At 69.3% G+C, this 12,345-nt stretch carries 6 protein-coding genes and 1 pseudogene; all 7 read right to left on the reverse strand.

Annotation, left to right across the window (positions count from 1 at the left end; translation table 11 throughout):
• A pseudogene (locus HV675_RS28615) lies at window positions 1–232 on the reverse strand (hypothetical protein); the annotation flags it as partial.
• Window positions 229–3,138, reverse strand: coding sequence for a serine/threonine-protein kinase (locus HV675_RS28620; RefSeq protein ID WP_175114829.1), 2,910 nt, complete (start codon window positions 3,136–3,138; stop codon window positions 229–231). The pseudogene HV675_RS28615 and the gene HV675_RS28620, both read right to left, overlap by 4 nt.
• 10 nt (window positions 3,139–3,148) lie before the next feature.
• Window positions 3,149–3,871, reverse strand: a complete 723-nt coding sequence (locus HV675_RS28625) for a PP2C family protein-serine/threonine phosphatase (protein WP_175114830.1) — start codon at window positions 3,869–3,871, stop codon at window positions 3,149–3,151.
• Window positions 3,868–5,949 (reverse strand): type VI secretion system-associated protein TagF, encoded by a 2,082-nt coding sequence (gene tagF / locus HV675_RS32275; protein ID WP_217478284.1) that lies wholly within the window; start codon window positions 5,947–5,949, stop codon window positions 3,868–3,870. Before tagF ends, HV675_RS28625 begins: the two co-directional genes overlap by 4 nt.
• Window positions 5,946–9,593 (reverse strand): type VI secretion system membrane subunit TssM, encoded by a 3,648-nt coding sequence (gene tssM, locus HV675_RS28635; RefSeq protein ID WP_175114831.1) that lies wholly within the window; start codon window positions 9,591–9,593, stop codon window positions 5,946–5,948. The genes tagF and tssM overlap by 4 nt, the downstream gene beginning before the upstream one ends.
• 4 nt (window positions 9,594–9,597) lie before the next feature.
• A complete protein-coding gene (gene icmH / locus HV675_RS28640) occupies window positions 9,598–11,010 on the reverse strand; it encodes a type IVB secretion system protein IcmH/DotU (RefSeq protein ID WP_175114832.1) in 1,413 nt (470 codons plus the stop codon).
• Entirely contained in the window at window positions 11,007–12,344 is a 1,338-nt protein-coding gene (gene tssK, locus HV675_RS28645; RefSeq protein ID WP_175114833.1) for a type VI secretion system baseplate subunit TssK, read from the reverse strand. The genes icmH and tssK overlap by 4 nt, the downstream gene beginning before the upstream one ends.
• Between the last annotated feature and the right edge of the window lies 1 nt (window position 12,345).

Consider the following 12,345-nt stretch of genomic DNA (forward strand, 5'->3'; position numbering starts at 1 on the left):
CCTCGGCGCCTGTGCCGCGCTCGCGCGGCCTCGTCGCAGCCAGCGTTGCCGCGTCGCCCGCAGGCGCGGGACGGCGCACCGTGTCGCGGCCCGCCTTGCGCGTATCGTCGCCGAGCGACGCCAGCAAACGACGACGGCGCAGCCGGTATTCGTCGCGCGCCATATGCCCCAGGCGGTGCGCATCGTCGAGTTCGTTCAACCGAAGGTTGACCTGCCGTTCGCGTTCGCTCATGCCTGCTCCCCTGCCCGCCGCGAACCGCCTTCGGACACACCCAGCGCGCCGGTGCGGGTGCCGTTGAGCGGCTCGCGAACCCGTGCCTTGACCTGCGCGAGCCAGTCTCGCAGGCCGCCCGGCGGCAGTCCGCGGCTCGCGCCGAGGTCGCGGTCCAGTTGCGTCATTCCGGCGGGGTCGGTTGCCTGCGCGGCGTCGTAACGTGCCTGCAAGCCCTGGTAGTCGACATCGGTGACACGCTGCGCGCGCGCATTCATCACCGCGGCGGCAAGATCGTAGCGTTCGGCCGCGTTGCTCAGCTCCGCGGGGTCGCCGAGTGCTTTTGCGCCCTGCAACGCGAGGTTCGCCGCATCGGACAGCTTGCCTTGACGGCACAACGCACGCGCCTCGTTCAGATACGCCGCGCTGACGAGTTGCGGACCCGCGCCGCTCAGAAACGGATTGGACGGTTGCAGCGCCTTGATCCGGTCGAGCGATTCCTGCGCGCCTGTCGCGTTGTTCGCGGCGGCCGCGCGGCGCACCGAATCGATCGCGGAGGCGACTTCCTCGCCGGCGATCTGCCGGTCGATCTGCTGTTGCTGCAGCAAACCCTGCAGGCGATCGTGCTGCTCGATGAGTTCGGCCGACTGCGGATCGTATTGCAAACCGACGTTGACGAGATCGAGGCTTTGCTGCACTTTCGCCGGATCGCTGACCCGGCCGATTGCGACGACGATGCCGTCGGCAAGCGCATCGACCGCCTGCTTCGTCTCCGGCGCCGTGTCGTTTTGCAGCGCCGCCATCGCACGCGCCACCGCATCTTTCCAGTCGTCGCCGGGCGCGGGCCGGCTAGCCAGATTGACGAGCGCGTTGCGCGCATCGGGCACGCTCATCGCACCGGGCGTCGGGACCGGCAGACCCGCCGCCACCGCCGTCACCGCGGCGGTGAGCTGGCTGCGGCGCTGCTTCAGGCGCGCCGAGTCCGGGAACAGCTGCAGGCCCAGCGAGATCCACGCGTTCGCGTCGTTGAACTGGTCCTGCCCGATCTGCCGTCCGATCGACGTATCGAATGTCTGTTCCAGCTGCGGGCGCGTCAGCCACGCGCTATGCGGATCCAGCGCGCGCATGCGCGCGATGATGTCGGTTGCGTTGCCCGGCTTTCCTTCGGATAACCTGTCGTTTTCGAGCGCATCGGCAAGCTGCGTGTTCAGATCGTCGAGCACCGCTTCGCGCTGGTCGTCGATCTCTTTGCGGCGCGCATCCAGCGCAGTCGAAAACAGCTCGAAGCGGTTGCGCACCTGGAACACATGCTGAGCCGCCGCGTAGTTCAGCCGCCCCGCCGCCGGGTTCCAGTATTCGTTCAGGCGCGCGAGCAGGAAGGTCTGGATCCGTTCGCCCTGGTCCAGCACGATGCGTCTGCGCTGTTCGTCGCTGAGGCCGTCAAGGGCCCGCGCCGCATCGTCTTCATTCGCGTAGTGCCGCGGGTCGCTGATCGAAAAGCGCGCGACCACGTCTTCGAGATGCCGGTGGCGCAGATGATCGTGCAGCGCCCAGCCGCCGGCGGCCAGCACCGCGACGGCGACCGCTCCCACGAAGTACGGCGCAAGCCGCTCGCCGAGCCTGCGCCGGCGCAGGCCTTCGAGCAGCGCGTCGGCGCTTTGCAGCCGCTCGCCGCCGCGAAACGCGAGGCTGTCGCTCAAGGCCTTGTTTTGCCGCTTCGTGAGCGCAGGCACGACCGGCGCCTTGCGGCCTTCGCCGAGCGCGACCTGCGCGCTCAGCTTGTCGAACGGATGGCGTCCGGTGAGCAGCTCGAAGGTCACGCAGCCGAGCGCGTAGACGTCGTCGGCCGCGCGCGGCGCCTTGCCCTCGATCATCTCGAGGCTCGCGTACGCCGGCGTCATCGCGCCGAGCGTGCCGGCATCGAACACCGTCTGTTCGCCGACCGCTTCGCCTCCATATTTGCCCGCGCGCGCAATGCCGAAGTCGAACACCTTCGGCACACCCTCGCGCGTCACCATCACGTTGGCCGGCTTGAAGTCCGAGTGCACGATGCCGTTCGCGTGCGCGCGTTCGAGCGCGCGCGCCATGCCCTTGATCAGCGGCCACGCATCGTCGATCGACATGCCCGAGTACGCGCGTTCGCGAATCAGCGTGCGCAGGTCGGTGCCGTCGATGTACTCCATCGTCATAAAGACGATCGTGCCGTCCTTGTCGAAATCGTAGACACGCACGATGTTGTCGTGCGCGAGCTGCTGCGCACGCCGCGCTTCGCGCTGCAGCGCGATCAGCGAATCGGGATGGCGGCGGAATTCGTCGTTGAGCACTTTCACCGCGACATACGGGTCGCGGTCGCGTGCTTCGACCTTGCGTTCGTCGCGCGCCAGATAGACCACGCCCATCCCGCCGCGGCCCAGTTCGCGCTCGAGCAGAAAACGCCCTTTCAGCAGCATGCCGACGCTCGCATAGGCGCCGCTCTGCGCTTCGGCCACGCGGCGCCAGCTCGCCTGGTTGCGGCTGCTGTCGCTGTCCGCGCCTGTAGCGGTACCGGTGCCGGTGTCGCGGCGGCTGGCCGGTTTCACGACGGTCGCGTCGTCATCGGGCGCGCCGTGGCGCGCCGCCGGCTGCACCACGGTGGCCGCGTCGGCGGCGTGCGAAGGCGTGCGCGGTGCGGGCTTCACGACGGTCGCGTCATGCGCACCCGGCACGCCCGCGCCCACCCGGTCCTGCGCTGCCTGCAGACAGCGCGTCAACGCGCCGGCCACCGCGGGTTCCAGTTCGCCTTCCTCGCTCAGCCGCTGCAGCCCGGCCAGTTCGGCGAGATGGTCGATGGCCGGCTGCGCGCCGCGCGCGCTGACGGCGTCGAGCAGCGCGGCGAGATCCAGCGTGTGCGCGCGATACGCGAGGATGAGTGCTTCGAGGTCGTTCATGACGGGATCCTCACGGCTCGTCGAGCCGCACCATCACGGCGGAAAGGTTGTCGCGCGCGGCGCGGCCGAGCGCCTGCGCGAACAGTTGCGTGAGCTGCTCATGCGGAGCGGCGTCGTGCTCGCGGTAGCCGCGCTCCAGTTCGGCGTCGCTCAGTTCCTTGTTGATGCCGTCCGAGCAGAGCAGGAATTGCATGCCGGGTCGGCTGCCGGCCACGGCCCAGTCGACGTGCAACTGATCCTCGGCGCCGATCGCGCGCGTCAGGACACCGGAGTTGGCCTGCTCGCGCGCGCCCGTGGTGAACCGCGTGACATCGGTTTTCAGGCCGTGCACGTGGTCGCGTGTGAGCTGGCACAGGCCGCCGTCCTCGTACACATAGCCGCGGCTGTCGCCGACCCAGCCGCACAGCACGAAGTCCTTGTCGTGCACCAGCACGACGACGGTGGAGGCGATCACATCGACGCGTCGCGCCAGCGCCGCTGCGCGCAGATCCGCATTGACCTGCACGAGGCTGTCCTCGATCGATTCGACGAAGTCGTAGACACTGCCGTCGCGGTACAACGCGCCGAGCCGCTCGACGATCAATGCGCTCGCATAGTCGCCCGCCGCGTGGCCGCCGAGCCCGTCGGCGACCGCCCACAGACCGAGGTCGTCGCGCACCAGGATCGCGTCTTCGTTGTAGCGGCGCACCTTGCCGGTTTCGGTGCGGCCGGCCGAGCGGAAAGTCGTCGTCATGCGCCCTCCTCGATGACCGCGAGCGGCCACTGCGCGTGCGCCGCGCCGAGCCCGGCGCACGTGGCGATATGAATGCGCGCGTCGGCGCAGGCGGGCAGCGCGAGCGCTTGCGCGAAGATCGCGTGCGGCAATTGTGTAAGCGCGCGGGTGACCAGCAGCAGCAGCCGGTCGCCCGGTTCGAACGCGCCGCCCGCTTCGTCGCATTGCGGGCCCGCGGCGCTGCCGAGACCCGGCATCGCGAGCCACGCGGCGCCGAACAGCAGATCGTCGAACTCACCGCCCACGCCCGCCGCGCGTTCGACGAAAAGCGGCCGCAACTGGCCATGCCGCCAGTGCCACGCAGCCGCGGCGCCGATCCGCAACAGGTGTATGCGGCCCGCGTCGAAGCGCACGGCGAGCGCGGCGCCGTCCTCCGGCGACGGTGCGATCGGCCCCTGGCTCGACGCGAGCAGAGACGGATGCAGCGCGAGCAGGTTCGCTTGCAAGCTGGCCAGATCCGGCGCGCTCGCGAGCGCCGCCGCGCGGATGCTGCGCGCCGCGCGGCGGCGCGGGTCGGGCAGACCGTCGTCGGCGCTCAGCAGCAGCGTGCGGCCGTGGTCGAGATCGAGCAGCGCCGCATCGGCGAGGTCGGTGCTCAGGTCCGTGCTCGGGTCGGCGGCGGACGCCGGTATCGCAACGTCGTGCGGGTGCGCGCTGGCGCGCGAAGCGGCGTGCCGGACCGCGGGCCGTTGTGCGTGGTGTTGCATGTCGTCGTGCGCGGTATGCACGGCGCGGCCTTCCATCTGCTCCTGTGCGGTGCGCATCGAGTGGTCTTCCCCGTAGCCTTGCGCAGCACGCAGGGCATCGCCTTCCGCGTCGTCCTGCGCGGCATGCATGTCGTGGCCTTCCGTGTAGTCCTGCGCCGCACGCAGGTCACCGCCTTCCGTGTAGCCCTGCGCGGCATGCATGTCGTGGCCTTCCGTGTAGTCCTGCGCCGCACGCAGGTCACCGCCTTCCGTGTAGCCCTGCGCAGCACGCACGTCACGGCCTTCCGCGTAGCCCTGCGCAGCACGCACGTCACGGCCTTCCACGTAGTCCTGCGCAGCACGCACGTCACGGCCTTCCGCGTAGTCCTGCGCAGCACGCACGTCACGGCCTTCCGCGTAGTCCTGCGCAGCACGCACGTCGCGGCCTTCCACGTAGTCCTGCACGGCACGCACCGCGTCGCCTTCCACGTAGCCCTGCGCAGCACGCGCGGCGTACCCTCCGTCACGACGCACGGCTTGCCCTTCGTCGTGCCGCCGCGCGCCCGCTTCTGCATGCCCGGCGCCGGAATTCGCCAGCACCGCCGCTTCCGCCGTCGACGCAAGCCCCGCGCGCGCCGCGCCGCGACTCTGAACGGCACGGTCCACCGTCGGCTGCGCGCGCGGCGCATCGTCATGCACGGCGTCGGCGTCGGCATCGAGCAGCGCGGCATAGCTATCCGGCAGACCGCGCGTCGCGAGCAGACGCCCGACGTCCTGCGTCCACCACAGACACCACCCGCCGGACCGCGCAGCAGCCTGCCGCCACGCCTCGCCGAGCAGCATGCCGGTGCACGCGGATGACGTCAGGCGCCACTGCCCGCCTTCCCAATCGAGGCGGTTCCAGCACGCGGCCGGATCGGCATCCGGCTCGAATGGAGCCGGCAAGGCCGCGATATGCGCATCGAACGCCACGACATCCGGCGCCTCGGCGCACGCGACGCAATAACCCTGTTCAAGCGCATCGAACCACGCGCCGTTGCCCGCCATGTGCGCGGCATGGCCGGCGCAGGGCGCCGCCAGCACCATCGGAAATTCGCGCCCCAGCCGGTCCTCGGCGGGCGCGATCACGCCGCACCACGCGCCCTCGCCGCACACGCCGGCCGACAGCATGAAACGCCAGATGCCGCCGCGCCGATAGACCGCGCTCCAGCGCTCGCCCAGCTCGCGGCGCCCCGCTTCGACGGCGCGCTGAAAATGACGGTCCCAGGCTTCCACGAAGCCGGACGGCAAGCGGCGCTGGACGAAGTCGCCCGCCATCGCGAGCTTGCCGTAAAAGCCGACGGCGCCGCTCATTGCGGACACCGGAAACGCCGCACCTCACCGTTCAGAAACGGGTTCGTGAGGCTGGCTGGTTGAAGCGGCAATTGCACGACGTGTCCGCCAAAATCGAAGCTCGCGACATAGCGCAGGTCGCCCTGTTTTTGCAGATGCGCCGCGTCGAGCGCATGAAACAGCGCCCAATCGCCCTGGTATTGGAGCGGCGCGCCGACCGGCTGGCCCGCCGTATCGAACGCGCTGATCACCACGCGGCCGGGCTGCGGCCCGGGCCAGGTCATCGCACTGCCGGCCGCGCCGCCCGTCGCGGAGTCGTATTTCTGGCCGTCGATCTCGACGCTCAGCCGGGCGATTGCCGGATCGAGCTGCGGCGCCAGCAGCGTGAAACCGACCTGGATCTGCGCACCGCTACGGAAGTAGCTCTGGCGGATCTGGTCGGCGTTTTGCGCCGTCGCCAGCAGCCAGTCGGGAGCGGCCATCACGCCCGGCTTCCAGCGCCATGCACGGCCGCTGGTGTCGATCACTTTGGCGAGCGTCGACTTGAAGAAGCTGTCGAAGCGTCCGCCGTTGCCGAACAGATCCGCGAAGTTCTGCACCGGAATGTCGGACGCCGAGCCTGCCGCGAACGGATACCGGCCATCGACGAAACTCGCGCAGTCATTGCCCGCGGCCGCGCGGAACTGATCGGCAAGCGCGGCGCTCGTGCCGCTTGCGACCAGCGCCGCGCTCTTGCCGGTCAGTCCGGAGACGAGGCTCGCGACCTGCGGCGGCAACTGTCCGCTCTCCTGCCGCGCGGCGAGCAGCGCAGGGCTGTTTTGCGCGGCGGGGTCGCTCAGATCGTTCATCGTCAGCAGCGTCTTGCTCAACTGGTCGAGCACGCCGTTCAGCTGATCGAGCGGGGTCGCGCCCGGTGCGCCCGCGCTGAGCGCATTCAACTGCGCGAAATGCGCTTCGATGGCCGCGCCGGGTTGCGCGGCCGCGGCCTCGCTCGCGCCGGCGGCGGGACTCGCCGGCGCGCCAATCGACGTACCGGCCGACGTACCATTCGACGCGCCGGCCGGCGAACCAGCGCCGGCGTTCTGCAACTCGCGCGCGAGGCTCGTGTTCAACGCGCGCTGCGTCACGATGCGCTTGCCCGCCGCCGCGGCCTTCGCCTGCGCTTTTGCCTCGTCGGTAGCCGATGCACCGGACGCACCGCCTTCACCTGACGCGGTAGCACCGCCATTTGCATCGAGGCCGCGCAACATATCGCTGGTGTTGTCGCGCACGAGGTTCAGCAGCGCCTTCAACGGCGAGCTCGGGCCGGACAGTTTCGCGGCCAGCGCGCTGGCGTCCGCGATGCTCGACACCGGCTGCAGTTGCAGATCGCCGAGCAGGCCGTCCCACGCGCCGATGTAGTCCTGTTCATAGAGCGTCAGCACCTGCTGCTCGAAGCGCGAACGCGCGAGCGGATCGAGACGGGTTGCGCCGAACACCCAGTCGTCCTTCACGAAGCGTTGCACCGCGTCGTCGAGCCCGCGATCCACTTCGCTCGCGAAATACGGCCGTGTGAAGAGCGCCGGCAACGGTTGCGACAACGGCGCGCCGCTCTTGCGACGGAACACGTTGCCGAGCAGGCCGAGCGTCTGATCGAGGCGCACCGGCGGCGCGCCGGCGCGCTCGGCGTCGAGCTTCATGCTGCCGTAGATCAGCGTCGACAGATCGGCCGTCTTCAGCGTCGCGCGGGCCTTGTCGACCAGCGCACTGTCGAGCGGCAACGCGCGCGGTTTCTGCGGATCGGTCACCAGCGCGTCGAAATGCCTGTCGAGCGCTTTCTGGATAGCCGGGTCTTGCGCAAAGAGCCGCTGCCATTCGATGCGGCCGAGCGCCGCCAGCTCACCCGCATCGCGATGCTGCGGCTCGCCGAGCATCAGATAGCCTTTCAGGTAGCCGTACAGCGCCTGCGGATCGTTCGCGCTGGCCGTGAGCCCTTCGCGAAAGCGCACCCCCGCACCGGGCAACAGGCTGCTGTTGAGTTCACGCAAATACGCGTCATGCACCTGCCGCAGCAGTGCGTGCCCCTGATACAGGCCGAAGCGCATCAGCAGCGGCACATGGTCCTGGTACTGCCCCGCCGCGTCCTGCGCGCCCGCCACCACTTCGAGGCGCGCCAGCGCGCGCGCGAAGTACGACTTCAGATCGGGCGCGCCGGCGAGCGTGTTGTCGGGCGGAAGATCCGTCAGCGCATCCTGCACCTGGTCGACGTAGCTGCGATTGCGCGCGTAGCTCGCGGCAAAGCCCGCCACCAGCAACGCGGTCACGAGCGTAATACCCGCATAGGCAAGCGCCTGCAGCAGGATCTTCTGGCGTTCGAGCCGCGGGTTCGTGCCGGCGAAGCCCGACTCGCCGAACAGCACTTCTTTCAGCAGCCGTTCGACGAAGAACGTGCGCCGCTGACCCGCGCCGCTCTGCACGCGCGCCGCGTCGACTCCGAAGGTGCGCGCAACCGCGCTCAGCATGCGGTCGATCGGCGCGCCTTCCTGCGTACCCGAGGTGAGATAGGCGCCGCGCAGCAGCGGCGGCGCGCCATACGGGTGACGTGCGAACACGCCTTCGACGAATTGCCGCGCGAGCTCGCGCAGCGCGCCGAGTTGCTGCGGGAAGCTCAGCACCGCGGCGCGCCGGCTGCGGTCGCGTTCCGCGTGCAGGCGTTCGAGCAGCCGCGTGTTGAGCCGTTCGAGCAGCAGATCGAATTCGGCGGCGAAGGCCGTGCACGCGCTGCCGTCGATCGTCTTGCCGACCGCAAACGACATGCCCCACACCTGAGCGCGCAGATCCGGCCCGAGGTCGTCGAAGAATTCGCCGAAGCCCGCGACGAGGTCGCACTTGGTGAACACCAGATACACCGGCAAGCCGACCTTCAGATGCTGCGCGAGCTCGTCGAGCCGGCGGCGCACCGCACGAATGTGCTGCTCGCGCGCATGCTCGTCGAGCGTCAGCAGGTCCGACATGCTCATCGTCACGATCACGCCGTTCAGCGGGCGGCGCTTGCGGTAGCGGCGCAGCAGCTTGAGGAACGCCTCCCATGCGGAAGCATCGGCGGCCGCGTCGGAATCCTGTGTCGTGTAACGGCCTGCCGTGTCGAGAAACACCGCCTCGTCGGTGAACCACCAGTCGCAGTATCGGGTGCCGCCGACGCCGCGCAGCGCTTCCTTGCCGAATCGTTCGGACAGCGGAAATTCGAGGCCCGAGTTCTGCAGCAGCGTGCTCTTGCCGGAGCCCGGCGGCCCGATAATCGCGTACCACGGCAGCGCGTACAGATTGCCGCCGTTCTTGCGGGTCTTGCGCAGCGTGTCGATCGCTTCCTGAAAGCGCTGCTGAAGCTGCGCACGTTCGGCGGCGCTGCGTTCGTCCGCGGCGGCAAGCTGCGCCTCCTGCCCGGCCAGTTCGCCCGGGAGCCGCGCGGTCTTGCGCTTGCCGCGCCATTGCATGAGCTGCACGCCCAGCAGCACGGCCAGCACCAGCGCGAACATCAGCGCGAGGCGCGCGCCGGCGCCCGCGAGCGGCTGGCTATCGCCGATGCCCAGATACGGGCCGCCGAGCCAGATCAGCAGCGCGATCAGCAGCAGCCCGAGCGCGGTGACGAACCCGCGCGACTTCGCCCACGTTTTCAGCGTGTCCATGGGTTCAGTTCTCCGGGATATACAGAATTTCGACGCGCCGGTTGCGCGCCCGGTTGGCCGGCGTGTCGACCGGCGTTGCGACCGGTTGCGACGAACCGGCGCCGCTCGATTCGAGCCGGCGCGGGTCATCGAGACCCTGCGCGAGGATCTGCTGCGTGTTGCGTGCGCGCGCGGCCGACAGCTCGAAGTTGTCCTTGAACTTCAGCGAGCGCAGCGGTTGATCGTCGGTATGGCCGACCACGATCACGCGGCCGCGCAACTGGTTCAATGCCCAGGTCATCCTGTGCAGCAGACCGATCTCGCCGGGCGCGATATCCGCGCTGCTCGATGCGAAAAGCCCTGCGGCCGCCAGACGCACGATTTCCTCGCCATCGGGCCGGTCCTCGATACTGAGCTGGCCCGCCTGCTCCTGCGGCGCGAGCAGTTGCCGCAACGTCTTGCGTACCGGCGCCGGCGGCCGGGCAACGGTCTGCGGCGGCGCGGCATCTTCGAGGCCGATCTTCGCGAGCGTTGCGCTGACGGGCTCGACCTGCGCATTCAGCTTCATGTCGAAGAACAGGAACGCCGCGAGCAGCACGACGGCCGCCGCCGCGGCGACTACCCACAGCGGCACGTAGCGCATGATCGGATTGCGGCGGTCCTCGATGCCGCGCCAGTGCGGCGCGAGCTCGGTGGCGGGCGCCTCGCGCAGCGCGCGGATGCGCCGGTACAGGTCTTCCTGAATGTCGGCCAGACGTGCGAGGCCGCCCGGCTCGACCAGATAGCGGCCGCCGAAGCCGAGCGCAAGGCAGATGTACATCAGCTCGATCAGATCGAGGTGCCGCGAGAAATCGCCGACGAGCCGCTCGAGAATCTGGAAAAACTTGGCGCCGCCATAGGACTCGCCGTGGAAGGTCACGAGCAGCGTCTTCTGCGCCCAGCCGCTCGACTCTCCCCACGGCGCATTGTTCACCGACTCGTCGATCATCGTGCACAGCACGTAGCGCGCGGCCATGATCGCCTGCGTATTGAGGCCCGCGTTCTGCGCATGGCGCTCGAAGTCCTGCAGCTGCGCGACCACCTGCTCGCGCAGGCGCGTGACGTCGGCCGGCGGCGCGACGCTATGGCGCAAATGCACCGCGAGCAGCAGCAGCGGGTTCGCCGCGCGCACCAGCAGGTTCGCGACGCTGCTCAGAAAGTCGCCGAGTTCGGCGCGCAGCGCGGCGGGTGCGGGCTTCGACGGCGCGCCGGCCGCCACACGCGGCGTGCTATGGGGTGCGCTATGCGGCCCGGCGTCGCCAGCGGCGCGCGGCGAGATGATGCGGGTCGCGTCGTCCGCGTTGGCGGCGTCGGCCGCAGGCGCGCCGCCTTGCGGGCGCACCACGGTCGCGTCGCTCTGCAGCGCCGGGTCATCGGGCCGATGTTTGCCGGCGCTCATGCGCGCACCGCCCACAATTGCAGATCGAGACCGGCGAAGCCGCTGCCGAAGTGCATCGCAATGCCGCCGGACGTCTTCAGCGTGCGCCACATCGGCGAGCTCTTGTCGCATTCGAAATAATGGAAGCCGGACGCATACGGCAACTGGCGCGGCGCAACCGGCATCGGCGATACGCCGATGCCGGGCAACTGCAGATTCACGAGGTCGCGAATCTGCTCGACCGGGCCGATCTTCGACTGACTCGGCAGTTGCCGCCGCATGTCTTCGGCCTTCAGGTCCGACTTCGCCGCGAGCACGAACGCAGCCGTGTCGAGCAGCGTGAGATCGGGTACCACGCCGACCCATACGCCGTACTTGCGCTGCTGCAGCGGAATCGCGATCGCGCTCTGCTCGAGCACCGCGCTCAACGCGATGCGCAGCGCCGCGATCACCGGCTCGAAGCTCTCGCGCAGCGCCTCGTGCCGGTACGGCGGGAACGCCGGTGCGCGCTTGCCGCGTGCGGTGAACGTGGCGAGCTCGCCGGCCATTCCGGCCAGCAACTGGTAAAGCGCTTCCGGGTGCAGCAACGGCGCCTCGGCCAGATGCGCGATCAGCGGCTGATAACGGTTGATCACCTGCAGCAGCAGAAAGTCGGCAATGCCGGCCACGCCGCCGCGGTCGGTCTCCGCGACGCGGCTCGCGAGCGCCTCGCCGCGCTGATGCAACAGGCCGAGCAGTTCAGTGAGAAACGTGACGAGCCGCTGCGCGGACTGCGTACTCAGCGCGGTCGGCACAAATGCTTCGTCGAGCGTCACACGCCGGTCCGCGCGGCATTCGACGATCTGCGCAACCGGTATGCGCATCAGCCCTTCCGCTGGCTGCGAGTCCGGCACCAGCCGCACATTCATGCCGCCCACTTCGAGCGTGGTGAGCCCCGCGGCGCTGCCCGACGCATCGTGCACCTCGGTCTCGCGCACGCTGTAGCGCAACAGCTGATCGGTGCGCGTGCCGGGCCAGCTGCTGTCGGGCTGCGTCGCCGAACGCAGCGGCAAGCTCAGATGCACGACTTCATCGCGCCAGTTCGCATCGATATCGAGCGGCGGCGGCAGCGGGTCGTCGTACGGCATCGCGAACGGCGTGCCGTCAGGGAACACGCCGCGCGCGCTGCGAATACCGAGCTTGCCGATCGCGAGCAGATCGCGTTCGAACTCGAGCGCCTCAAAACCCCACGCATACGGGCGCAGGCTGCCGGTGCGCAGTTCCACGTATCGCTCGAGGTAACGTTCCTGCTGCTGCAGATGCTGCGGCCGCAGAAACAGTCCTTCGCTCCATATCACCTTGTTGCTTTGAGTCATG

This window comes from Paraburkholderia solisilvae, from assembly GCF_902859875.1.
Taxonomy (GTDB): Bacteria; Pseudomonadota; Gammaproteobacteria; order Burkholderiales; family Burkholderiaceae; genus Paraburkholderia; species Paraburkholderia solisilvae.